The sequence below is a fragment of the Chryseobacterium fluminis genome, from assembly GCF_026314945.1.
In the GTDB taxonomy this organism is placed as follows: Bacteria; Bacteroidota; Bacteroidia; order Flavobacteriales; family Weeksellaceae; genus Chryseobacterium; species Chryseobacterium fluminis.
This window is the reverse complement of record NZ_CP111121.1, coordinates 3,159,792-3,183,596: the sequence shown is the minus strand read 5'-3', so window position 1 is coordinate 3,183,596 and position 23,805 is coordinate 3,159,792. Positions and strand designations below refer to the sequence as shown.

29 protein-coding genes and 1 pseudogene are annotated in these 23,805 nt (G+C 38.1%); 19 read left to right on the top strand and 11 right to left on the bottom strand.

The genetic code is table 11. The features are described 5' to 3' along the window. Nucleotides 1-58 precede the first annotated feature (58 nt). Both ODZ84_RS14630 and ODZ84_RS14625 read right to left on the bottom strand, forming a co-directional pair. Complete coding sequence (locus ODZ84_RS14630; RefSeq protein WP_266177373.1) at nt 59-382, bottom strand: DUF4840 domain-containing protein; 324 nt, start codon at nt 380-382, stop codon at nt 59-61. An 8-nt stretch (nt 383-390) separates the two neighbouring features. Then, a complete protein-coding gene (locus ODZ84_RS14625; RefSeq protein ID WP_266173116.1) occupies nt 391-630 on the bottom strand; it encodes a hypothetical protein in 240 nt (79 codons plus the stop codon). Between the two features lie 197 nt (nt 631-827). Here ODZ84_RS14625 and ODZ84_RS14620 point away from each other — a divergent pair, with 197 nt between their 5' ends. The 4 genes from ODZ84_RS14620 to ODZ84_RS14605 all read left to right on the top strand — a co-directional run bounded on the left by ODZ84_RS14620 (nt 828) and on the right by ODZ84_RS14605 (nt 2,799). Then, the gene (locus ODZ84_RS14620) at nt 828-1,337 is read left to right on the top strand and encodes a hypothetical protein (RefSeq protein WP_266173115.1); all 510 of its coding nucleotides are present in this window, start codon (nt 828-830) and stop codon (nt 1,335-1,337) included. Continuing rightward, nucleotides 1,334-1,681 (top strand): tRNA-binding protein, encoded by a 348-nt coding sequence (locus tag ODZ84_RS14615; RefSeq protein ID WP_266173113.1) that lies wholly within the window; start codon nt 1,334-1,336, stop codon nt 1,679-1,681. The genes ODZ84_RS14620 and ODZ84_RS14615 overlap by 4 nt, the downstream gene beginning before the upstream one ends. A gap of 84 nt (nt 1,682-1,765) precedes the next feature. Continuing rightward, a complete protein-coding gene (locus tag ODZ84_RS14610; protein ID WP_266173112.1) occupies nt 1,766-2,464 on the top strand; it encodes a 3'-5' exonuclease in 699 nt (232 codons plus the stop codon). An 8-nt stretch (nt 2,465-2,472) separates the two neighbouring features. Then, nucleotides 2,473-2,799, top strand: a complete 327-nt coding sequence (locus ODZ84_RS14605) for an SUF system Fe-S cluster assembly protein (protein ID WP_039371432.1) — start codon at nt 2,473-2,475, stop codon at nt 2,797-2,799. A 135-nt stretch (nt 2,800-2,934) separates the two neighbouring features. Here the strand turns inward: ODZ84_RS14605 and ODZ84_RS14600 are convergent, their stop codons facing one another. Further along, complete coding sequence (locus tag ODZ84_RS14600) at nt 2,935-3,774, bottom strand: sulfurtransferase (protein WP_266173110.1); 840 nt, start codon at nt 3,772-3,774, stop codon at nt 2,935-2,937. A gap of 221 nt (nt 3,775-3,995) precedes the next feature. Continuing rightward, the gene (locus ODZ84_RS14595; RefSeq protein ID WP_266173109.1) at nt 3,996-4,844 is read right to left on the bottom strand and encodes a hydroxymethylglutaryl-CoA lyase; all 849 of its coding nucleotides are present in this window, start codon (nt 4,842-4,844) and stop codon (nt 3,996-3,998) included. A gap of 187 nt (nt 4,845-5,031) precedes the next feature. Here ODZ84_RS14595 and pepT point away from each other — a divergent pair, with 187 nt between their 5' ends. Both pepT and ODZ84_RS14585 read left to right on the top strand, forming a co-directional pair. Then, the gene (gene pepT / locus ODZ84_RS14590; protein WP_266173108.1) at nt 5,032-6,279 is read left to right on the top strand and encodes a peptidase T; all 1,248 of its coding nucleotides are present in this window, start codon (nt 5,032-5,034) and stop codon (nt 6,277-6,279) included. Between the two features lie 3 nt (nt 6,280-6,282). Beyond that, nucleotides 6,283-6,861 carry a hypothetical protein gene (locus ODZ84_RS14585; RefSeq protein WP_266173106.1) on the top strand — a complete coding sequence of 193 codons (579 nt, stop codon included), beginning with the start codon at nt 6,283-6,285 and terminating at the stop codon, nt 6,859-6,861. A 578-nt stretch (nt 6,862-7,439) separates the two neighbouring features. Here ODZ84_RS14585 and ODZ84_RS14580 read toward each other — a convergent pair. The 3 genes from ODZ84_RS14580 to ODZ84_RS14570 all read right to left on the bottom strand — a co-directional run bounded on the left by ODZ84_RS14580 (nt 7,440) and on the right by ODZ84_RS14570 (nt 10,569). Beyond that, on the bottom strand, nt 7,440-8,792 hold the full coding sequence (locus ODZ84_RS14580) for a T9SS type A sorting domain-containing protein (protein ID WP_266173105.1): 1,353 nt from the start codon (nt 8,790-8,792) through the stop codon (nt 7,440-7,442). 144 nt (nt 8,793-8,936) lie between these two features. Next, entirely contained in the window at nt 8,937-9,998 is a 1,062-nt protein-coding gene (gene thiL, locus ODZ84_RS14575) for a thiamine-phosphate kinase (protein ID WP_266173104.1), read from the bottom strand. A 79-nt stretch (nt 9,999-10,077) separates the two neighbouring features. Then, complete coding sequence (locus tag ODZ84_RS14570) at nt 10,078-10,569, bottom strand: acyl-CoA thioesterase (protein WP_266173102.1); 492 nt, start codon at nt 10,567-10,569, stop codon at nt 10,078-10,080. A gap of 114 nt (nt 10,570-10,683) precedes the next feature. On the opposite strand from ODZ84_RS14570, the gene ODZ84_RS14565 reads away from it, so the two are divergent. The 4 genes from ODZ84_RS14565 to ODZ84_RS14550 are packed head-to-tail and all read left to right on the top strand — an operon-like array spanning nt 10,684 to nt 13,927. Then, nucleotides 10,684-11,886, top strand: coding sequence for a BaiN/RdsA family NAD(P)/FAD-dependent oxidoreductase (locus ODZ84_RS14565; RefSeq protein WP_266173101.1), 1,203 nt, complete (start codon nt 10,684-10,686; stop codon nt 11,884-11,886). 12 nt (nt 11,887-11,898) lie between these two features. Continuing rightward, nucleotides 11,899-12,312: an energy transducer TonB gene (locus ODZ84_RS14560; RefSeq protein ID WP_266173100.1), complete on the top strand. Its 414-nt coding sequence runs from the start codon at nt 11,899-11,901 to the stop codon at nt 12,310-12,312. Between the two features lie 8 nt (nt 12,313-12,320). Next, complete coding sequence (locus ODZ84_RS14555; RefSeq protein ID WP_266173099.1) at nt 12,321-12,959, top strand: DUF2306 domain-containing protein; 639 nt, start codon at nt 12,321-12,323, stop codon at nt 12,957-12,959. Nucleotides 12,960-13,006: 47 nt separating this feature from the next. Continuing rightward, on the top strand, nt 13,007-13,927 hold the full coding sequence (locus ODZ84_RS14550) for a YARHG domain-containing protein (protein ID WP_266173098.1): 921 nt from the start codon (nt 13,007-13,009) through the stop codon (nt 13,925-13,927). Here ODZ84_RS14550 and ODZ84_RS14545 read toward each other — a convergent pair whose 3' ends face one another. Beyond that, complete coding sequence (locus tag ODZ84_RS14545) at nt 13,928-14,332, bottom strand: ribosomal maturation YjgA family protein (protein ID WP_266173096.1); 405 nt, start codon at nt 14,330-14,332, stop codon at nt 13,928-13,930. A 686-nt stretch (nt 14,333-15,018) separates the two neighbouring features. Here ODZ84_RS14545 and ODZ84_RS14540 point away from each other — a divergent pair. Genes ODZ84_RS14540 through ODZ84_RS23655 form a run of 4 tightly spaced genes read left to right on the top strand, consistent with a single transcriptional unit; the run spans nt 15,019 to nt 16,373 of the window. Next, complete coding sequence (locus ODZ84_RS14540; protein WP_266173095.1) at nt 15,019-15,459, top strand: energy transducer TonB; 441 nt, start codon at nt 15,019-15,021, stop codon at nt 15,457-15,459. Nucleotides 15,460-15,487: 28 nt separating this feature from the next. Then, nucleotides 15,488-15,922 carry an energy transducer TonB gene (locus ODZ84_RS14535; RefSeq protein WP_266173094.1) on the top strand — a complete coding sequence of 145 codons (435 nt, stop codon included), beginning with the start codon at nt 15,488-15,490 and terminating at the stop codon, nt 15,920-15,922. Nucleotides 15,923-15,969: 47 nt separating this feature from the next. After that, complete coding sequence (locus tag ODZ84_RS14530) at nt 15,970-16,119, top strand: hypothetical protein (RefSeq protein WP_266173093.1); 150 nt, start codon at nt 15,970-15,972, stop codon at nt 16,117-16,119. Further along, nucleotides 16,116-16,373: an energy transducer TonB gene (locus ODZ84_RS23655; RefSeq protein ID WP_408612342.1), complete on the top strand. Its 258-nt coding sequence runs from the start codon at nt 16,116-16,118 to the stop codon at nt 16,371-16,373. The genes ODZ84_RS14530 and ODZ84_RS23655 overlap by 4 nt, the downstream gene beginning before the upstream one ends. Nucleotides 16,374-16,405: 32 nt before the next feature. Here the strand turns inward: ODZ84_RS23655 and ODZ84_RS23650 are convergent, their stop codons facing one another. Both ODZ84_RS23650 and mutS read right to left on the bottom strand, forming a co-directional pair. Further along, complete coding sequence (locus ODZ84_RS23650; protein ID WP_323136725.1) at nt 16,406-16,657, bottom strand: hypothetical protein; 252 nt, start codon at nt 16,655-16,657, stop codon at nt 16,406-16,408. Between the two features lie 9 nt (nt 16,658-16,666). Then, nucleotides 16,667-18,963: pseudogene (gene mutS, locus ODZ84_RS14525) on the bottom strand (DNA mismatch repair protein MutS); the annotation flags it as partial. Nucleotides 18,964-19,284: 321 nt separating this feature from the next. Here mutS and ODZ84_RS14520 point away from each other — a divergent pair. Next, on the top strand, nt 19,285-20,163 hold the full coding sequence (locus tag ODZ84_RS14520; RefSeq protein ID WP_266173092.1) for a bestrophin family protein: 879 nt from the start codon (nt 19,285-19,287) through the stop codon (nt 20,161-20,163). A gap of 9 nt (nt 20,164-20,172) precedes the next feature. Here ODZ84_RS14520 and ODZ84_RS14515 read toward each other — a convergent pair whose 3' ends face one another. Then, nucleotides 20,173-20,769, bottom strand: coding sequence for a hypothetical protein (locus ODZ84_RS14515; RefSeq protein WP_266173091.1), 597 nt, complete (start codon nt 20,767-20,769; stop codon nt 20,173-20,175). Nucleotides 20,770-20,914: 145 nt separating this feature from the next. Between ODZ84_RS14515 and ODZ84_RS14510 the strand changes: the two genes are divergently transcribed. The 4 genes from ODZ84_RS14510 (at nt 20,915) to ODZ84_RS14495 (ending at nt 23,779) form a co-directional block, all read left to right on the top strand. Further along, complete coding sequence (locus ODZ84_RS14510; RefSeq protein ID WP_266173090.1) at nt 20,915-21,535, top strand: toxin-antitoxin system YwqK family antitoxin; 621 nt, start codon at nt 20,915-20,917, stop codon at nt 21,533-21,535. A 4-nt stretch (nt 21,536-21,539) separates the two neighbouring features. After that, the gene (locus tag ODZ84_RS14505) at nt 21,540-22,070 is read left to right on the top strand and encodes an RNA methyltransferase (protein WP_266173089.1); all 531 of its coding nucleotides are present in this window, start codon (nt 21,540-21,542) and stop codon (nt 22,068-22,070) included. A gap of 185 nt (nt 22,071-22,255) precedes the next feature. Continuing rightward, nucleotides 22,256-22,906 (top strand): CBS domain-containing protein, encoded by a 651-nt coding sequence (locus tag ODZ84_RS14500; RefSeq protein WP_266173087.1) that lies wholly within the window; start codon nt 22,256-22,258, stop codon nt 22,904-22,906. 6 nt (nt 22,907-22,912) lie between these two features. Next, a complete protein-coding gene (locus ODZ84_RS14495) occupies nt 22,913-23,779 on the top strand; it encodes an NAD kinase (protein ID WP_266173086.1) in 867 nt (288 codons plus the stop codon). The last annotated feature ends 26 nt before the right edge of the window (nt 23,780-23,805 follow it).

The following is a 23,805-nucleotide window of genomic DNA, read 5'->3' as shown; positions in this document are numbered from 1 at the left end:
GCAAAAATAGATTGTGTCTTATCAAGCACAACCTATTTCGCATAATAAACTAATTATTTTACTTTTTCAGACAGTATGGAAAGTCATACTTAATCACCTCATAAGGCGTTACCTGTACACCGTCAACTTCTATTTTCTCTGCAATTAAACCGAATCTTAACGACCAGTCCTGTCCGACATAAAATCCTTTCTGATTATCTTTAAATGTTACTTTCGTACTTTTATTTGTTCCGTCTACAGGAATTGTTAATTCCAGTACTTTCGGCGCAAATGTAAGTTCCACAACATTATTTTGGGTATCAATTTTTGAAGTATAATTAAGATTATATTTCACTTTTCCTATTGCTGCAATGGCCGCCTCTGCTTTTACAGGATCTGTAATTACGGTTTTTACAATTCTTTCAATCTGAAAATCATCAAATTAATGGTATCCTTTTTTGCTTCAAAACCAGTAATTTCCTCCGTTTTTTTATTTCCCTGTGTCGTTATCAGTTTGGCTTTATAGCTTCCTGGAATATCATCTGATGTAACAGGCACCGGCTCATAATCATCCTGACAAGAGATCATAGAAAGTCCTGTGAATACGATCAAAACAGCCATACAGGCTTTAAAAATTAATTTTCTCTTCATTACTTAAAATTTTCATTAAACATTAATTATTTTGAGCGCTCATTTATATAAATCCCATTTTTCCGGAATCTTGCGTAACATTTCAAGAAAAAACAAAGAAAAACCGCAACTCATTGATTTTAAACAGTAAAAAATTCCTTTAGTTATGCTTCCCCGGTTTTTCATTATTTTAATACATTTGTTAAAACGTATTTCTGATGAATTTCGACCCTATTAATTTCCATATTGACGCTTATAAGAAACATGACCAAATTTTGGACGCGGCTAACTATTTAATCAGCTCATTTAACCTAGTGCATGAGAACTTTGCGGGTTTTGGTTTCCGGGAGGAGCTTTCCCCACATTCTATGCTGCTTACTGCAGAAGGAGAGCTGGGAAAGCCTCAAAAAGTAATGATTCCAAAAAATTTATTCGATTTTGATCTGAATCTGGTTTTAAATATGCTGGCACACGAAATGCTTCATGTAAGACAGAAAGCGCCGGGAAATACAGTAGCAGATAAAAACGAACGGGAATTTCAGGCCTATTACGAAATGCTTTTTCATAAAGTTTTTCCGCAGATTCCAGAGGTTTCAGATTTTCACAAGAAGTTTTTTGGAAATAAAGCGCTGGAATATTATAAAAGAATGGGTGAAAACTCCGATCTTCAACAAAAATATGCCGACCGAAAAAAAGAAGTTGAACAATTAATCAATACCATAGCATGACCACAAAACCCGAGATTACCTGGGCAGATTTTGAAAAACTGGACATCAGAACCGGAACAATAGTCGCCGCTACCGATTTTGAAAAAGCGAGAAATCCATCTTATCAGCTGGAAATTGATTTCGGAGATCTGGGCGTTAAAAAATCTTCTGCACAGATCACTTCTTTATATGCAAAAGAAGATTTAGTTGGCCGGCAAATTCTGGCTGTCGTTAATTTTCCTAAAAAGCAGATTGCTAATTTTTTCAGCGAATGCCTGGTTTTGGGAGTATATGGTGAGGATCCAAAAGATATTACGCTTTTAACAACATCGCTGCCTACAAAAAATGGAATGCAGGTAGGATAAGGTCGATCTCACAGTACGCCTGTAACCACTGGTCTGTGCTAAAAAGCCATTCATCCAGATTAATTATAGATAAGTAAGAAACAAATGATACAACATATTCCATTAGAAAGAGTTTTATTCCTTGATATAGAAACGGTCCCAGGAACAGGAAACTGGCATGAACTGCCCGAAACCGAACAGAAACTCTGGGAAAAAAAAACGAGATTTCAGCGAAAAGAAGAGGTTTCCGCTGAAGAATTCTATCCCGAAAGAGCCGGAATTATGGCTGAATTCGGGAAAATAATCTGTATTACCATTGGGATGATCGAAAAGAATGACACTCTGAAGATCAAAAGCTTTGCGGATCACGATGAAAAAAAGATGCTGCTTGAATTTGGAGAAATTTTTAACAGTCCCAGACTGAGAGAGGTCATTCTGTGTGCTCATAACGGTAAAGAATTCGACTTTCCGTGGATTGCCAGAAGATTCCTGATTAACGGGATACAGCCTCCTGTACCATTTCAGATGTTTGGCAAAAAACCGTGGGAAATTCCTCATCTTGATACAATGGAGCTCTGGAAATTCGGGGATTACAAAAGCTTTGTATCTCTTGAATTATTAGCTCATGTTTTCGGAATCCCGACTCCAAAGGATGATATTGACGGCTCACTGGTTTCATCAATTTACTACATAGAGAAAGACTTGCAGAGAATAGTCGACTATTGTGAAAAAGATGTGTTAACTTTGGCAAATATATTCCGGCGGATGCGTCAGGAAGATTTGTTGAAAAGGTACATCAATTAGATTAAAAAATGAAATTTACAGACGATCAGATTGCTGACATTGGTGAAGAAATCATCAGTGTACTAAAAACCGTTTATGACCCTGAAATTCCGGTAGACATCTACGAATTGGGTCTGGTTTATGATGTTCAGATTTCCGATGATGCGGACGTTAAAATTATAATGACCCTTACGACTCCGAACTGTCCCGTTGCTGAAACGCTTCCGCAGGAAGTGAAAGATAAAGTCGCAGAGGTGGAAAACGTAAAAAGCGTTGATCTGGAACTTACTTTTGAGCCGAGCTGGAACAAGGATATGATGAGTGAAGAAGCGAAATTTGAGTTGGGAATGCTTTAAAACCCGTATTAAAATAAAATAGGCTGTCAGAATGTTGACAGCCTTTTATTTTTGCTTTGTAATAAATAATGCTCAGTTTATTTAAGGAAATTCAATTTTAAGCCAGGCTTTAATTAATTAGTCGTTCAGAATATCTTATTGAATTTCTTTCGCGACTTCTTTTCCATCCCTCCTGCTCCACTCACTCCATGAGCCAACATATAAATCGGGAATCGGAAAACCGGCGTAATACAAAGCCAGAATACTATGGCATGCGGTCACTCCGGAACCGCAGTGAACGATTAAATGCTGAGATTTATCTTTTAAAAGTTCTGTGTATTTTTCTTTTAAAATTTCCGGCTTCAGGAAATTTCCGTTTTCATCCAGGTTTTCAGAAAAAGGAATATTAATGGCTCCGGGAATATGCCCTGCTACCAGATCAATGGGTTCAGATTCTCCATTATAGCGGTATGCATCCCGCACATCAATGACCGTTGCAGATGTGTTGATCAGTTCATTTTCAACATCTTCCAGGGTCGAAGTAGGCAGAAGCCAGTTTTCTCTTTTAATGATTTCCGTTTTTTTAAAGCTTTCTTCTCCTGCTGAAAATTCCAGATTTTCCCGCTCTGCATTTTGAAATCCGCCATCCAGAACCTGAACGTCCGTCAGCCCAAAAGATTTCAACATCCACCAGGCCCTGGCTCCTGCATTGGCTCCATTCTTATCATCATAAATAACGACCTGAGAATCTTCTGAAATTCCGAGACCGGCAAGAGTCACTGCAAATTTTTCAATGTCAGGAAGAGGATGCCTCCCTCCAAAAGCCGCATCTTCTCCGATATCAGCCAGATCTTTATCCAGATCTATAAATCTTGCCCCTTTAATGTGCTTATTAAGATAATTCTGATACCCATCCTTACCTACTCTTGTATCAAGAATAATAAGATTTTCGGTTGATCCGTTTTTTAATTCAGATGGAGTGATTATTGGTGACATTTTTTATTTTTTTGAATTAGTTAAATTGATTTGGGCCAAAACCGAATTGAGCTTTGAATAAATAAGCGGGCTAAAGGCCCGCTCCTGTTTATGTTTTATTTTGCAGCCTTCTGAAAGACAATAAAACTGAATTTCAGTTGAAACTTGTCGAAACTCTTCTCACTAGCTCTTTGACCAGCTTAAGATGACATTACTATGCTGAACGAAGTGTATAATTTTGATTAAAAATGAAAAATATCCTTTGCTCTATTATAGGAACTTTCAAAGTTCAGTAAATTCAGTTTGTGGTCGGCTTTTTCTACACTCATAAAATTAATTACCTGTTCGGTCGGCATATTTCCAACGAGATCATCTTTTGCCATCGGGCAGCCTCCGATTCCTTTAATGGCACTGTCAAATCTTCGGCAGCCTTTATCGTAAGCAGCCTTTAGTTTAACATAAGAATCTTCGTAGCGGTTATGAAAATGTCCCCCGAAATTAATTTCGGGATATTTTGATGGTATCTTATCAAACAGTAGACTGATCGTTTCCGGTGTGGCAACCCCTGTCGTATCAGAAAGTAAGATGTCTTTAACTCCTATTTCCGAGAACCGCTGCGCCCAGAAATCCACATCTTCCCATTTCCACATTTCCCCATAAGGATTTCCAAAGGCCATCGAGAAGTATATATTCAGTTGCTTTCCTTCAGCTTTCACCAATTCAAGCATTTTAATAACTTCCTGAAAAGCTTCGTCCTGGCTTTTGTTGGTATTTCTGTGCTGAAAGGTTTCGGAAATAGAAAATGGAAATCCCAGAATATCTACAGACGGATGCTTTAGAGCCTTTTCGGCCCCTCTGTAATTTCCGATAATGGCAGAAACCTTTGTATTGGATCTGGATTTATCAATATTTTCGGCTACCTCATCAGAGTCTGCCATTTGGGGAATTGCTTTTGGAGATACAAAGCTCAGACAGTCCAATACATCAAAACCAACATCCATCAGGGAGTTGATATAATCTATTTTCTGATCTGTGGGAATAAACTCTCCCCAACCCTGCATTGCATCACGCGGACATTCAGTAAGAAACATTTTACTTTTAGATTTTCTCAAATATAATAAAACTTAACAAGTTTATATAAGCTTTACACAAAACTACCATGATTTTGATTTTCAATCCTTTATATCTGATTCATAATTTCAATAATTTATATTCAGGTACAAATAACGTATTCTGAACATCAAATTTGCTAACTTTGGTAAAATTTAATCATTAATAATGAGTGCTATAGAATTCAAACCGTTGTGGAAAGAAAAGTTGCTGAACCGTTTTCTCAGTTATGTAAAAATATATTCAACAAGCGATGCTGAAAGTGAAACCACCCCTTCTACCGAAAGACAGTGGGACATTGCCAATTATATCGTGGAAGAACTGAAAACAATAGGTCTCGAAAATGTATCGATAGATGACAACGGCTATATCATGGGATATGTACCCTCTAACCTTGAAAATGATGACAAACCAACTATTGGATTTATCTCCCATTATGACACTTCTCCGGATTTCAGCGGTGAAAATGTAAAACCGCAGGTTTGGGAAAATTATGACGGGAGTGATCTGCTTCTTAATCAGACGACTGGGTTTACTTTGTCGCCTTCAAAATTTGAAAGCTTAAAAAAATATATCGGTAGCACCTTAATTACAACTGATGGAAATACTCTTCTCGGAGCTGACGATAAAGCAGGTTGTGCAGAGATCGTAACGGCTGCGGAATATTTAATTGCCCATCCTGAGATCAAACACGGAAGAATCGCTATCGGTTTTACTCCTGATGAAGAAATCGGAAGAGGGGCGCATAAGTTTGATGTTGCTAAATTCGGAGCAGAATTCGCGTATACAATGGATGGCGGAGAAGTTGGTGAACTGGAATATGAAAACTTCAATGCAGCCGGAGCGGTCGTAAAAATTCACGGATTGAGTGTTCATCCGGGGTATGCTTACGGAAAAATGGTTAATGCAGCTTTATTGGCTTCAGAATTTGCACAGATGCTTCCTGCTGATGAAACTCCGGCGACGACAAAAGGGTTTGACGGGTTTTATCATTTGATGGATTTAAATGCTGATATTTCTGAGGCTAAGCTTCAATACATCATCCGTGATCATGATGCTGATAAGTTTGAAATCCGAAAGAAATTCATGGAAGAAAAGGTAGCGGAATTTAATCAAAAACACGGAGAAGGAACGGCTGAAATCGAGATTAAGGAACAGTACCGGAACATGAAGCAGCAGTTTGAAGGAAAAATGCACATTATAGATCTTGCAGCAGCCGCGATGAAAGAAGCCGGAATTGAACCTAAAATCAAAGCGATCAGAGGTGGAACAGACGGTGCCCAATTATCATATATGGGATTGCCGTGCCCTAATATTTTTGCAGGAGGAATTAATTTTCACGGCCCGTACGAATATGTAGCATTGGAAAGCATGGAAAAGGCAACTGAAGTTATTATAAATATTGTAAGTGCTTAAGTCATGAAAAGAATTTCGGTTTTATTTTTTGTGATGTTTTTCTTTTTTGGTTATTCTCAGACAGAAGAATTTAAAACGGCCGATGATCTTTATAACAAAAAGATGAAGATGCTTGTTAAAAAGTCTCCTAAGGAATCCGTAGAAAGATCGGAACAGGAAAAACTGCTCCTTGAGGAAAAGCTCGCTTCCTACAGAAAAACGTTAGAAAAGATCAGTGTAGAAGAACAAAAAGGAATCACGGAATATCCCGCGCCTGCCGTTCCGCCCGTGACAAAAAAACCGGAATTTGAACTAGGGGAAGCTCAGTTTAAGAAACTTTTATCCTCTGCTTATTCTGATAATATTTCTCTATTAAATTATCCAGGTTCTACTTATTTGGCCAGGTTAACATGTACCGTAGATTCAAAAGGATATGTGTATGATGTCCGGGTAAAGGGCAAAAATGCCAATATCAATACATTTATACTGGCCGCCTTTTACAGAATAAAGGATAAAGGAAAATGGAAACCTGCAGAAATTAAAGGAAGCCCTATCTTATATGCTTTTTCGTATCCTATAACCTTAAAATTTGAAGAGGAATAATCAGATTTAATAACTAAGATAAACCCATTGCTACGGCGATGGGTTTATTTTTTTAAAAAACAGTTTTTATTTTTTATCTTTATGTGATGTAAATATTTACATGTTAACCCAATACAAACTTTTAATTATGAAAAACATTAAAAAACTTATGAGAAAGGATTCTATCTGCCATTCTTGGCAGCGGAGGACCTGGTTGCCATGCGAACGGAGATTCAGCGTACTGCTGGAACGACTGCGAGTGCACTTTTGGAAAAGCCTGTGAAATGAATGATGACGGAAATCCGGGTCAGTGCATCGCTGTAGGTGGCGGTGGTGGTGGTGGCGGAACCCCTTGTTTTCCTGGTGATGACCGGTGTACCGAACAACCTTTTTAAACCATAGGAGATGTGATTCGCAACTAATACTGCGGTTGAGAACCTCCACCCATGTTCGAATAAAGACCAACAGAAAGACCGCCTCACGTTCTGAGGCGGCCTTTTCTGATCATTCATCCTGATCATATTCATGTACAGATTCTTCCCCTTTTGTCGAATCCGGGCCTTCACATTTAAAATATTTTTCAGTTTAACATATGGAAGTTATTCTTTTATAATTTTCTCTGAAGAAAAAGTACGGTCTTCAAATATTACCTTTAAAATATATACCCCTTTTGGCAAGGAAGAAATATCTGCTTTTGCGGTATCCAATTTTAGCACTATTTTTCCTGACAGATCTAAAATCACAGACGTTTTTATTTTTTTAACCGACTGTATCGTGAGCTCCCCCTTGGTAGGAATGGGATGGATTTTGGTTTCCTTACCTTTTATTTCTTCTGTACTTAAACTTTTTAAATCATAATATTTTGCGAAAGCTCCTAAAGTCCCGAGTGTAACACTGTACGCGATGATGATACGATTTCCGTCAGGAGTTATGGCCAGACTGGGAAAAGAAACCTGATTCGCTGTAAAGCCGGCACTTCCTACGGTTGCCCACTGAGTTCCGTTGAACTTCATGACGGTAGCACCAAATCCGTTGCTAACATCCTCATATCCGACATATGGTGTTCCGTCCGGAGCAAAAGCCAGACTCGGCATATAAATACCACCTGCCGAAAAGCCTGCGGTTCCTACGTTTACCCAGCTTACTCCGTTATACTTCATCACCGTGGCTTTGTTGACAGCGTAATCATCCCGGTACGCAATGTAAGGGGTTCCATCGGGAGCCACCTTGAGAGTTATATGATCTGCGACCCCTGCCGAAAAGCCGGCAATACCTACCGTTACCCAATTTGCACCGGTAAACTTCATTACCGTAGCTTTATTATTACTGCTTGTATCCTTATATGCAATATACGGGGTGCCATCCGGAGCAATGCTAAGGCAGGTATAATTTACCATATTGGCTGAGAAGCCTGGTGCTCCCACAGTCACCCACTGGATTCCGTTGAACTTCATGACGGTGGTTTTTAAGCCATTAAGCGAGTCTACAAACCCGACGTAAAGAGTGCCATCCGAAGCAATATCAAGACTTGCGTAGCTAGCATTACCCGGTGAAAAACCAGCCATGCCTACCGGCACCCAGTTTATTCCGTTAAACTTCATGACTGTCACTTTATTACTGTTGGCCTGATCTACATACCCTACGTAAAAAGTACCGTCCGGGGCAATTTTAAGATTAATGTACGAAGCCGTACCCGGTGAAAAACCGTCTGCACCTACGGTTTCCCAGTCTGTTCCGTTATATTTCTTTACGACAGCTTTATTATTATTGCTGTTATCCTGATAGCAGATGTAAGGAATTCCGTTTTGGGTTATGGCGAGGCTTGCAAAATTAATGGAACCTGAGGATATCTGGGATCCCAGTGGCTGCCAGCTATTAATCTGGGCAAAAGTCATTGAGAATGACATAAATAAAAAGCACAAAACAGTGGTTTGAAAAAATTTGATTCGCATAATGGTTTTTATTAGTTTTCCATAAACATACATCTTTTTTCACTATTATTAAATGATATATTGTAAAAATTACTATTTTATTTAATTATTCACAAAAAAACCACCGCAAAAAGCAGTGGCTCGGTATTTTAAATTAATAATAATTTATCCTTGCTGATTTCCTAAAAAGGCATCCCATCCCTGTGCTGTTAAAGCCACCAGCTGATTTGAACCTCTCGCTACCATAAAATTCCCTTCTTCTTTATCTACGGCATGCCCGATAATTGTAAAATCCGGGTGGTTTTTGATCTTATCAAAATCATTTGGAGAAATCGTAAACAAAAGTTCGTAATCTTCACCACCGCTCAAAGCTGTCATTACAGGGTTCAGATTAAATTCATCTGCCGTAGTGATCGTTAAATTATCCATTGGGATTTTCTCCTCATACAATCTGAAACCTACTTTGGACTGGTCAGAAAGATGCAGAATCTCAGAGGCTAAACCATCTGAAATATCGATCATCGAAGTTGGTTTAATCTCCAGCTGTTCCAGAATCCCTTTCACATCGGTTCGGGCCTCAGGCTTCAGCTGTCTTTCCAGGATATAGTCGTATCCTTCCATTTCAGGCTGCATATTCGGATCTGCCAGAAAAACGGCATGTTCTCTTTCCAAAATCTGAAGTCCCATGTAGGCTCCTCCCAAATCTCCGGTAACCACGAGAAGATCATTCGGTTTTGCCGTACTTCTCTTAACGATATTCTCATCTTTTTCAAGTCCGATTGCGGTAATACTCATCACAAGCCCGGCATTGGAACTTGTCGTGTCACCTCCAACCAGATCTACTTTATAACGGCCGCATGCTGCCTGAATACCCGAATAGATTTCTTCTAAAGCTTCTACCGGGAAACGGTTTGAAACCGCAAGAGAAACTAAAATCTGTGTAGGTGTGGCATTCATCGCTGCGATATCGCTAAGATTCACAACTACCGCTTTATATCCTAAATGTTTCAGCGGTACATACCCTAGATTAAAATGTACGCCTTCCGCCAGAACATCCGTGGTGAGAACAACTTTTTTATTTTCAGGATTAATGACTGCACCGTCATCTCCCACTCCGAGCTCCGAAGATTCGTTGGACAGCGGAAAAAATTCGGTCAGGTGTTTAATTAATCCGAATTCTCCTAATTTGGAAATCGGGGTTAATTCCGGTTCTTTATCTTCAAACATATCTTTTAATAATAAATAATGAGTAATGGGTCACAGGAAATGCCTGAATATAATTCAGATCATTGTACATTTACCTGTTTTAAGCAAATACTGACGGGTCAATATTTTCAGGACGGAAAGGTAATTTCTTAAAATCTTCTCTCGTCAGAACAACCGTATCCGGGGTTTTATACTTATTAATTGCTTCTACCACGTCATCCGGCGGCGTTGTCATTTTTCTCAGCATGGTATCGATCCAGACTCCTGTAGCTTCTGATGTGGCACAGTGTTCTCCCTGCGGCGTGTAAAACTTATGTACAAAACGGTAAATAGAACAGTCTTCTGCACAAGCATCCACTTCCAGGCTAACGATAACTGTCTGATCTGCAAATATTTCCTTGAAAAAAGAAAATCTTTCATGCATAATGACCGGGCCGATTCCCCATCGGCTCATCTGCGTAACTCCCATTTTCTCCTCCTTCATAAAAGCCATTCTGGTTTGGGCGCAATACTGAACGTAAGATGAATTGGCTAAATGTTTATTAGCATCGAGATCACTCCAGCGTACTTCGAATTTATGGTAAAAAATCATTTAAATATCGGTTTTAGAATAATTAAATTATATTCTTCAAAATTACTCAAATAAGATGGTTTATAAAAATTGTACTTTTGGAAAAATAATCTTGAGCATAAGATTAAAGTTATTATGAAGCGAATTATCATTATCGGAGGCGGTGCAGCAGGATTTTTCTGTGCATCCAATCTCGACGAAACAAAATATAAGATTACCATTCTGGAACAGAACTCGGACGTTCTTCAGAAAGTTAAAATTTCCGGTGGCGGAAGATGTAATGTAACCCATGCCTGTTTTGATCCCAGAGAGCTGGTTCAGTTCTACCCGCGTGGAAATAAGGAATTATTGAGTGTCTTTACAAAATTTCAGCCTGGTGATACAATGGAGTGGTTTGATCAGCGAAAAGTTCCGTTGAAAATAGAAAATGACAACAGGGTTTTCCCGGAAAGCAATTCTTCACAGACTATTATCAATACGCTCCTCAACGAAATTCAGCAGAAAAAAGTAGAAGTGAAGACTCAATGCTCCGTGAAAGAAATTGAGCAACGGGAGGATAGATACCTCGTAAAAACAAGCATAGGAGATTTTGAAGGAGATTTTGTGATTTATACGACCGGAAGTTCTCCAAAATCTTTAAAAATCATCGAAAATTTAGGACATAAAATCATTCCCCTGGTTCCTTCCCTTTTTACGTTTAATATCAAGGATGATTTATTGAAAGATCTGGCTGGAACAAGCTTTGAGATGGCGGAAACTTCTATTCCTAAATTAAAGACCGGGGAAAGTGGGCCGCTTCTGATTACACACTGGGGTCTTTCAGGACCTGCTATTCTGAAAATTTCGGCGTGGGAAGCCATTAATTTGGCGAAGGTAAAATACAATTTTGAAATTGAAGTGAATTTTATTTCAAAGGATATAGAGGATGCAGAGGCCTTATTCCAGAATTTCAGGCAGTCGAATCCAAAGAAAACCATCGGACAGTCGAAAATTTTTGAGATAACGAATCGTTTCTGGCAGAGAATTCTGGAGGTTTCAAAAGTTGACCTCAATAAACAGGTCGCCCAGATTTCGGGAAAGGAGATGCAGACGATTATTGAAAATGTATGTAAAAAGAAATTTCAGGTCACCGGAAAATCTACTTTTAAAGATGAATTTGTAACTGCAGGAGGTGTTGATTTAAAGGAAATTAACTTTAAAAATATGTCTTCAAAAATTTTGCCTAACTTTTATCTAGCCGGAGAGGTTCTGAATATCGATGCGGTGACAGGCGGTTTTAATTTTCAGGCATGCTGGAGTGAGGCGTGGCTGATTGCACAGAATCTGAATGAATTATAAAATACCATAACCATGAAAAAAATGATCCCATTTATTTTTATTTTAGTGCCTGCTGTAGCTCTATCTCAAATACAGGAAGGTGTAAAAGCTCCTCCAACGGAACAATCTTTAAGACAGGAACTTTCTGATGACTCGACAGTTGCAGAATTTCCGGGAGGATTAACGGCATTGAGAACTGTTATCGGGAATAAAATTAATACCCGCAAAATAAAAGCGGCGAAAGGCAGAATCACCTCAAAAGCCAAATTTGCCATTAATATTAACGGTGAGATTGAGGAGCTAACGGTAACCGGAGACAATGAATCTTTAAATCAGGAATTAGCTAAAGCCATAAAATCTTTAAAGATGAAATGGAAACCCGGAACCTATAAAAACAACCCGGTAAAAACCTGGTTTACTTTTCCTCTTCATATGAATTTTGAGTAAATCATAAGATGTATTTAGCCAAAAAGAATACTTCGCTCTTTTTTAGAATCCTTTTAATCATTGGATTCGGATATTTTTTTTGGCTGATGCTTACCATTACTATGGAATATATTCCTTTTAATACAGAGGTGAGTTTTTTAATGATCAAGCAAACGGAAGTCAGACAAAGACCGGAATATCTTTCCTTTTTTTATGTCCATGTTTATACCAGCATTTTGGTTTTGCTTTTTGGTTTTCTGGCCATTCTCAGAAAAGATTTCGGATCGAAAAATTTCCATAGAAATGCAGGAAAGATTTACATTTTCCTGATTTTGCTTTTGGCTGCTCCGTCCGGTATTTATATGGGAATCTTTGCCAACGGCGGTTTGTATTCTAAAATTTCGTTTGTGATCCTCGGCTGTTTATGGTGGTTTTCAACTTTTAAAGCGTATCACCTCGCAAGGCAGAAAAAATTTAAAGCGCATAAGCAGTGGATGTGGCGCAGTTTTGCACTGACAGTTTCTGCAATTACTTTACGGATGTGGAAGGTAATTATCGTATATTTATTCCATCCAAACCCAATGGACGTATACCAGATCATTGCCTGGCTCGGATGGATTCCCAATTTTATTTTAATTGAATATCTAATCACTAAAAAATTGATATAATCGCTGTTCTGCGATGCCTTAACCCCTCTAAATCAACAAAACTACCTATGAAAATTTTTAAATTATCACTGATCTCGTTTTTTACCATGGGTTTGATCGCATGTAAAAAAGACGTAAAAACCACCGATTCTTCTAAAGACAGCCTTACCGCTAGGAAAGATTCTGCTGTGGTTCCTGAGGTTTATAAGGAATATTACGGAATTTATACCGGTGAGTTCGCCGGTGAAGGCAAAATCTACGATAATGAAACGGATGAATATTATGATGGAACCGAATATAAAAAAATATCATTAAAAATAAATAAAATCACGAAGGACAGTGTTTACGGCCAGAGTATTGTAGATGGCAATCAAAGACCTTTCCGGGGAATTTTCAATGAAAATACAAAAACATTTGTGCTAGATGAGCCCGGAAATGATAAGACCGATGGAAGATTCGAAGTGAAACTGACTCGGGACAGCTTAACAGGAAATTGGAATGCCTTCAACAAATCGTCGGTAAAAGCACCGTCTAAAAGCCTGAAACTGATCAAAAAGACATTTGTCTATAACCCGAACTTTATGCTGGATGAAAATTCTGACCTGATCGACTGGGAAAATCCAAAGAAGTTTGTCGAAAAATACATAGACGAAGAAACTGGTAAAGCTGAAAACTATACGGCATCCAAAAACAGGATTGCCTCTGACGCGGTTTTTAAACTGAACGCTTCAAAACAGAAACTAACAGAAAAAGATCTGAAAAACCTCAGGAAACTGGACATGGAAATTATTAAGAATTCAGTTTTTGCAAGACACGGCTATTCTTTTAAAAAAGCGACTTACCGGAACTTCTTCGAACAGACAGACTGGTACATTCCCGTTTCTAACAATGTAGATAACGATCTTTCGCCAATGGAAAAGGAAAATGTAGCCTTGCTGAACCGTTTTATAAACTACGCAGAAGATAAATATGACAGCTTTGGAAGGTAATTAGCGTGTGCTGATTTCTTTGCCTGACTGATTATTCAGTTTCACGAAAAGAAAAAGCAATAAACATCCCACAGCATAGCATAGAATATCGATCCACGAAAAAGAATTTCCTACAACAATATACATCAGGCTTCCTTCCGGGAAGCCCAGCCGGTCTGCCAGTTTACAATACTGGGCGAACTCTACCAGGCAGGAGAATACAAAAATTCCGAGAATGATGTTCTGGTCGTTTTTAGTTTTAAAAAAGCTTTTAATAAAGGTGTAGATCAGCATGACGACAATCACATCACCCAGATAAGCTCTTATAAAGAATATATCTTTTAACCGGGTCGCTATTAATACCTCAGCTAAAAAAATAAACAGGGTGAAGAGGAAATATTTCAGGTTAAATTTGAAGTGTATCATTTGATCTGTATTTTATGCGGAATTCTGAAAATATAATAATCTATTCCAGCTTTTTATGCCGGATTTTTATTTTCATTTCTCCGGTTTTATTATTCGCTACTACATAGGTTTGTAACGATGACAAAAGTAAAGATAAAACAGGCAGATCATGATATAAAAATCCATATGATGGGATTTTTTTTAGACTGATAACCTTTTCTGCTGTTGCTTAGATGGATCATTATTTCTTTATCAGCATCTATCCTATAATAGATCAATAGAGTTTCCGGCGGCCTTCGGCCGCCGGAAACTCTTTAACTTTCACATTGAGCGCACATCCAATGCCAACAGTCCTGACCATTTTTGACGGTGTTTTTTGATTTTCTTTTTGAAAAGCCATGCGGGTTTTCGTAGCAGTGTATATCAGGTAAATTCTCTGATTCATCTTTTTATTCTGAACATGAAACATTACAGATCATCATACTAATCGGGTACCCAAAGAAAAATCATGGACAACTATGGCGGAAACAGGCTTGCTTACAAACTGAAATGACCATAATGTACGAATACAATTACTTATAAGGATTCGGCTTTCTTTTTGCTGTTTAAAAAATATTAATGTCAATTGTTAAAAATAGTGCTTCAATACGGCTATATTTACATTTTTTTATTAAAATTACCATACAGTGTGTAATTAAATACAGATTATGCAGAAAAGAATTATCCTGTTCATAGGAATGATAATTAATTTTATCGTTTTTGCCCAGGTACCTGAAGGCATGTGGAGGTCGTCTGTCATTATTCCTACAGAGATTTCTCAGAAATTCGGTTTTACTGAAGCCCAGCTTAAGGCAGATACAGAGCCTGAATTTAACGGAGGAATTCATACCTTAAGAAGAAGGATCGCAGAAACAATAGACTTAGGAAATGTAAAATCATCGAAAGACAGACTTCAATCAATCATTTATTTTGTGATCGAAAGCGACGGTAAAATTTCAGACGTCACTTCTGTTGGAGATCATGATGATTTTAATAGAGAAGGAGAACGGGTTATAAGAAGCATTAAAAATATATGGACTCCGGCAAAATTAAATGGCGATCCGGTGCGTTTTATTTATTCCCTTCCTCTGACGATGGCCTTCGAATAATTTAATACAAACTAAAAAAATCTACGTAATGAAAAGGATAACACTATGCCTCGGAATTTTTCTGAATATTTTTCTTTTTGCACAGGATACGTCCACGTATACGACTGTAACCGGCATTCCGGATTATGCTGTTTTAAAAACAAAAATGAAACTTGATGATGTGGTCACTAAAGCTGATGTTCCGCCGGAATATCCGGGAGGAAAGGATGCCTTTAAAAAAACGTTTGCTGAAAAAATGGATGTCATTGATGTTAAAAGTACTAAAATCAACACAACTCTATATTTTATTGTTGAAAAAACCGGGTATGTACGGTACGTAAAAGCCATCAGCGACAATAAACAGCACGCCCAGGCTGCAGAAGTAGCGATCAGGAGAATGTTTGTAAAATGGAAGCCCGCAACAATCAATGGTGAGCCGGTGCGGTATCTATACAGTTTCCCTCTGACCCTGAAGAAATACTAAGGTTATTTTGTCAAAAGTACATGATCAAAAAAATACTTATTATTCTTATGTCTGCTGTATCCGGACAGGATATTTCCGCAAAAAACAATTCTGTCTATGATTTGCCTGATTATGAGATTCTGAAGACGAAAATTGATTTAAGTGGTGGAGCAATATCAGCGGATCATCTTCAGGAATACCCCGACGGTCTTATGTGATAGAAAAAACGATAGCTGATCATTTAGACATATCTTTCATAAAAAGTCAAGGAACCCTTACAGTCAGGGTATATTTCAATATAGAAAAAGACGGCACAATATCTAATATCACAAGCATCGGAGCGTCTGGAGATTTTAATAAGCAAGCAGAGAAAGCTGGCGGAGCCCTGAAAAAAAAGTGGAATCCTGCGAAAATTAAAGAGCAGCCGGTAAGACATCTCTACAGTTTTCGCCTGTACATAACATTTCAATAATAATGAAGTCTCAGGAATTCTGAGACTTATTTTTATCCGCCAATCATTTTTTTGATCGCATTCAGTTTCATTAATGCTTCAATCGGAGTTAAGGTATTGATATCTATTTTTGTCAGCTCTTCACGGATATTTTCCAGAACAGGATCATCGAGCTGGAAAAATGAAAGCTGCATGTTTTCTTCCGTTACCCTCTTGATACTTTCTGATGAACTGCCTGCCTGCGAACGGCTGGCTTCCAGTGTTTTTAAAATTTCATTGGCCCTGTTGACCACCTTTGAAGGCATTCCGGCCAGTTTTGCCACGTGGATCCCGAAGCTATGTTCGCTTCCCCCGGAATCAGTTTTCTTAAAAAAATGATATTGCCTTTATTTTCCTGAATAGATACATGGAAATTTTTTACCCTTTCAAAATTCACGGTCATTTCATTAAGTTCATGATAATGGGTTGCAAATAAAGTTTTTGCCTGAGTAGGATGCTGATGGAGATATTCTGCAATGGCCCATGCAATAGAAACGCCGTCATACGTAGAAGTTCCGCGCCCGATCTCGTCTAATAGAATGAGACTGCGGTCGGAAATATTATTAAGGATGTTCGCGGCTTCATTCATTTCAACCATAAAGGTAGATTCTCCCGCAGAAATGTTATCGCTTGCCCCCACCCTGGTAAAAATCTTATCCAATACTCCGATTTCAGCATATTTTGCAGGAACAAAACTTCCGATTTGAGCTAACAGGCAAACAATGGCGGTCTGGCGCAGAATGGCCGACTTACCAGCCATATTCGGACCTGTCACCATTATAATCTGCTGAGAATCTTTATCCAGAAAAATATCATTCGGGATATATTTTTCACCCAGCGGAAGTGCGTTTTCAATAATGGGATGCCGGGCCTCTTTTAAATCAATCATAAAAGTTTCCGTCAATACAGGCTTTGTATAACTTTCAGAAATGGCCAGTTCCGATAATCCCACCGCAATGTCCAGCTGTGCTATAATGTTTGAGTTTTCCTGAATCTGATCCATATAGATCATGGTCTCAGAACATACTTTTCTATACAGTTCATGTTCTAATACGGAGATTTTTTCTTCCGCACCCAGAATCTGACTTTCATATTCTTTAAGCTCTTCCGTGATATAGCGCTCTGCATTAACGAGGGTCTGCTTTCTCAGCCAATCGCCAGGTACTTTGTCTTTATGGGTATTCCGGACTTCAATATAATACCCGAAAACGTTATTAAAATCTATTTTGAGACTTGTAATCCCTGTCCTTTCGATTTCTCTCTGACACATCTCATCCAGAAAGCCACGGCCTTTGGACTGAAGACCTCTCAGCCGGTCCAGCTCCTCAGAAATATTCTCCCTGATAACACTTCCCTTTGCCAGATTCACCGGAAGTTCTTCATTTAAATGGCCCTGAAGCATTTCAATCAGTTCTTTCTGATCATATATAGGATCAAGCCAGGCCAAAACATCAGCAAAAGGATGCAATAAGGTTTTGATCTTATGTATATTCACCAGACTCTGGCGCAAATATCCAAGTTCTTTCGGTGAAATTTTCTCGGCTGCCAGTTTTCCCATTAACCGGTCTAAGTCTGAAATGGCTTTTAAAAGCTGGGAAATCTCATACTTCAACTGATCATGTTCATTAAAGAAATCAATTAATGAAAGTCTTCTTCCAATTTCGCTTACAGACTTCAGCGGGAGAATAATTCTTCTCCTCAGCAGTCTGCCTCCCATCGGGGTCGAAGTCTTATCAACGATGTCCAGTAAAGACTTTCCTTTCGGATGACTCGGATAAATAATTTCCAGATTTCTTAATGTAAAATGATCCATCATCAGAAAATCCTCCTGGGGAATAACCTGGATTTTGGTGATGTGTGCCAATAAATTATGATGGGTATCTTCTACGAGATACGCGAATATAGCTCCTGCCGCAGTAATGGCCTGCGGTAAACCTTCAACACCAAAACCTTTCAGTGAACTGGTTTTAAAGTGATGAGTCAGCTTTTCGTAAGCAAAATTGTATTGATAGGCCCAATCTTCAAGTTTAAAGGCATTTTTATTTTTAAGCTGCTCGGGCATCTGCACACTTCGCTGATAAATAATTTCGCTCGGATCAAAAGTACTGACAATATGAAGAAGCTTTTCCAGATTTCCTTCACTTACCAGAAATTCACCGGTGGAAACATCAACCAGAGCAATGCCGTATTTCTCTTTTTCTTTATGCAGGGAAAGCAAAAAATTGTTCTTTTTTGAACTTAAAACCTGATCATTGAACGTAACGCCTGGCGTGATGAGTTCTGTTACGCCGCGCTTTACAATTCCCTTAACCGTTTTCGGATCTTCCAGCTGATCACAGATAGCAACACGCAGTCCGGCTCTCACCAGCTTTGGCAAATATGAATCTACAGAATGATGAGGAAAACCTGCAAGCTCGATATGCCCTTCGCCATTAGCCCGTTTCGTGAGAACAATACCTAAAATCTTGGAAGTTTTAACGGCATCCTGCCCGAAAGTCTCATAAAAATCCCCAACCCTGAACAGTAAAAGCGCATCAGGATATTTTGCTTTTATCGTATTATACTGAGTCATTAACGGGGTTTCTTTCTTCGATTTTGCCATAATAAAAAATGAACACCAAATTTAAAAAATAAATTCAGGGTTAGGAAATTCTTTCAATATTAATCTCTGTTCAGGTCTCTGAGCTTTGCTGTAAACATTTCCGGATCAGCAGCACAGAAAGACAGATCGCTTTTTTCAGTAACAGTACCAATGTTTTCAAAAATCAATTGATCTGTATGAAGTAAAAACAGTGTTTTTTTAAACCCTGGTAGAATATTGGCAATAATCTGAGAATTTCATCCCTGTAATGATAAAACAAAAACTTTTATCTTTGTAAAATCAACGTCAAGTATGAGAGTCTATAACACAAAACATTTCCTTAAAATCCTTTTCAGTTTACACAAAAGTGACACTCTGAAGATCCTTTTCCCCAGTATGGTCCTGATCGCTTTATATTCCTGGGGAATTCAGTATCTGGAAGTGGAATACCTGCATCTAACGGCAAAATCGGGAATCAGTAATGTGGGAATGATTCATTCTTTGCTTGGGTTTGTCTTGTCTTTATTACTGGTTTTCAGAACCAATACAGCTTATGACCGATGGTGGGAAGGAAGAAAATTATGGGGTAAACTGGTTAATGATACCCGAAATTTTGCTATAAAAATTAATAATATCCTGACCGATGATCCACAGGATGCAGAACAGATCGCAAGGTATTTAAAGTTTTTTCCTCATTTTCTGGCCAAGCATCTTTCAAAAGAATCTACACGTCTGGCTTTGGATGAAGACTATTCTGAAATTGAAAAGTCTCTGCAAAACCATGGTCCCAGCGAAATGATTATCCTGCTCACTCACAAACTGAATATGCTGAAGAAACAAGGAAAAATTTCAGACATGGACATGCTCTATCTGGATCCCCAGCTTTCTGGTTTTCTGGATGTTTGCGGAGGATGTGAACGTATTAAAAACACACCGATCCCCTATTCTTATTCCTCATTTATTAAAAAATTTATAATCCTTTATGTTTTTGCTTTACCGATCGCCTATGTCATTACCATCGGGCTTTTTATGATTCCGCTGACGGTTTTTGTATATTATGTACTGATGAGCCTGGAACTCATTGCAGAAGAAATTGAAGATCCGTTCAATAATGATGAAAATGATATTCCTATGGAAACGATAGCGCAGAACATAGAGAAAAATGTCCATCAGATCATGTTCAAAAAATGACCTGATTTTTTAAAGATTAATCTCTTTAAATTCTCCGTCTTTTTTTATTTCTACAAATTTACTTTCGCGGTTTCCTGCAGAATAACCGTAGAAAAAAGTCTGGTATATGGGCGTGGAATATAAATATCCCCCATAAGCATTGTAGGCATCTGACTGACCCGTTTTCTGCTGGTAACTTGCCGTAGCTGTAAAATTAACAATAGTTTCAAGATAATATTTTCCGGGTTTCAGTTTTTCAAACCTGAATCGTCCATGATCGTCCGTTAGGGCTTCGATTCTGTATTTAAAGGCTTCTTCAGACATATAAACCGTTGTTTTTTTATTTTCATATTTTTTCCTCATACTATAGAATTCTTCAAAATAAGAAGTTACGGGAAAAAGCATGACCACAGTTCCTTTCTGTGCATAATGTTTTTGGGCCAACAAAGGTTTTATTCCCCAATTGTTTTTCTGTTTGGTAGACGCCGTTCCTTCAATGGTTGCGTTTCCGAAACCGATCATTTGCTGAGCCTGCTTTTTGTCAAAGAAAGCTTGAGGATAATACGTATTCTGTGCTTTGGCAAAAAGGGCCGATACCACAGTTACCAGAATAAGAGCATCTTTCATAGTGTATATTTTAACCAAATATAGGTATTTTGCAAAACCGAATAAATACCCATATTTGGGGAGTAAAATGTTAAAAAATCATCTTCATAAATCGATATTAAAATATATTTTACACTATTAAGTTCAATTTTTAAAATAAAAAACGATGAAGTTTTCACTTTTAATTCCGGTTCTCGCATTTTCAGTGTTCAAAGCACAAAAACCATGCGGCTTCAAGGACGGCCTGCAGTATGGTAGCTGCCAACAGTTTTTTGACAATGGGCAGATCAAAGAAATTGCCGAATGGAAAATGGGAAAACTGGAGGGTAGTGCTGTATTTTATTTTGAAAACGGGAAAATTCAGGCAAAGGGCGAATATAAAAAAGGATATAAGGTTAAAGAATGGCAATATTTTGATAAAAACGGAGTTTTAACATCAAAAGAAGTTTTCAGAAACGGAGAGAAAAACATTTATGACAACAGCCTGACAGCCACTTTTTATAATGCTTCGGGAGTCATTACAGAGATTTCAAATTTTAAATTTGGTAAATTGCATGGCGAAAGTAAACTTTTTTATGAAAACGGAAAGTCTGTAAAGCAAATCGGAAATTATGACAACGGGTTGGCTACAGGAAAATGGAAAATGCTTTACCCATCGGGAAAAATCCAAAGGGAGACCGAATTCGTAAATGATAAATGGAACGGAACCAGAGTTCATTACCGCGAAGACGGAAGCATTGGGAAAACAGAAGTTTACAGAGACGGAAAATTAATCTCAACAAAATAAAACATTGGTACACAAATTAAAACTGGAAGAACTCAACAGGATAGACGTAGAAACTTTTAAAACGGTTGAAAAAATCCCTTTAATCGTAGTCTTAGATAATATCAGAAGCATGCATAATGTAGGAGCTACATTCAGGACGGCAGATGCATTTCTTGTCCAGAAAATCATTCTCTGCGGAATTACTCCTCAGCCTCCCCACCGTGAAATTCATAAAGCGGCCTTGGGAGCTACGGAAAGTGTAGATTGGAGTCATGAAAATAATATTAATACAACCATTTCCGATTTGAAGAGCCAGGGCTTTGAAATTATCGGAATTGAGCAGACTTCCAACAGCCTGATGATTACAGATTTTACAATTGATGCATCTAAAAAATATGCGGTCATCCTGGGAAATGAAGTAGAAGGAATCAGCGATGAAGCCTTACCCAATATTGATTCCTTCCTGGAAATTCCACAATTGGGAACAAAACACTCTTTAAATGTAAGTGTATGCGGAGGGATCGTAATGTGGGAATTTGCCAAGGCCTTAAAATAAAAAAACTGCATATGTCTTATAGACAGTGCAGTTTGAAATAAATCTAATAAAAAGTAAAAATGAAAGGCGACAAAGATACTTTTTTTTTAAACACAAACAAATTTTGGAGCTCATTTTTTATTTTTTGAGAAAAAAAACTTTAATATTACAAATAGGATTCGTTTAATTTTTTATAAATTAGCACAATGTTTATCAAGGACTATATCTCAAAAGATTTCCCGTGTTTTAGCCTGACTGACTCTATAGAATCAGCAAGAAACATGTTAGAGGACTTTGGATATTCACATGTTTTCGTTAAAAAATCCCATCATTTTTACGGAGCTTTGGCGCAGGATTTCCTTTATGAAGAAGAAGGAACGCTGAAAGATCTGGAACACCAGATCGAGCGGTTTGCTATTCTTGAAGACCATAATATTATGGACAGCATACGTTTGTTTCATACCTTCAATGCCAATGTGGTCCCTGTAATCAATAAGGCCGAAAAATATCTGGGGTACATCAGCTGTGAAGACATTTTTCAGGATTTTTCAAAATATCCTCTGTTTTCGGAATCGGGAGCTATTCTCACCGTAGAAGTTCCCTCCAGAAGATACTCTATGACAGAGATCGCGAATATCGTAGAAAGCAACAACTCTAAATTTTACGGTGCATTTATCAGTTTCATGTCCGATGAGCTGATTCATGTAACCGTAAAGATCAGCAATGAAAATCTGAGTTCTATTGATGAAACATTCGACCGGTATGATTATCGGATCGTACAGAAGTATTACTCTGATGAGAAATCAGATCTGTTCGATGACAGATTCGGTTTTTTCCAAAAATTCATAGAAATATAAAACTAAATGAAGGCAGCCATCTATTCTCAGAAAAAAGATCTAGATACTTTTTTATATTTAAGCAAATTTGTTTCAGAACTTGAAAACAGAGGCGTAAAATCTGTTTTGTATGATGAAATGGCTGAAGCCCTTCAGTTTTCAAAAATATTTGAAACCTTTAACAGCAAACAGGATCTTCTGGATAAAGAGGTGGATCTTTTTTTCACTTTCGGAGGAGACGGAACGATTGTAAATTCTCTTACTTTTATTGAAGATCTTGAGATTCCTATCGTAGGTGTTAATACCGGAAGACTCGGATTTCTGGCAAGCTTCACCAAAGAAGAAGCGTTCAAAGAGCTGGATTCTATCTTAAGAGGAGATGTAAAAACAAGCCGACGCTCTGTCATCCAGGTGGTTTCTCCCGAACTGGAAGGTTTTTTCCCCTATGCCCTGAATGATGTAACTGTTTCAAGAAAGGAGACCACATCCATGATTACGGTGGATTCTTATATTAATGATGAGTTTTTAAATGTTTTCTGGGGAGACGGTGTTATCGTTTCTACTCCTACAGGTTCTACTGCTTATTCTTTAAGCTGTGGCGGACCGATCATTTCCCCGAATAATGAAAACTTTGTGATTACCCCGATCGCCCCTCACAATCTTAATGTAAGACCTTTGGTGGTGAACGACCGCGTTGAAATTAAATTCAAAGTGGAAAGCAGGGTTTCACAGTATTCTCTTTCTCTGGACTCCCGGCTGATCCATATAGAAACCGATAAAGAGATCATCGTCAGAAAGGCCAGTTTCCAGATCCTTCTGGTACAGCCCAACAATCTGAGCTTCTATGAGACCATCCGCCAGAAGTTACTTTGGGGAAGGGACAAAAGAAATTAACAATAGCTTAAAAATTATTACCTTTA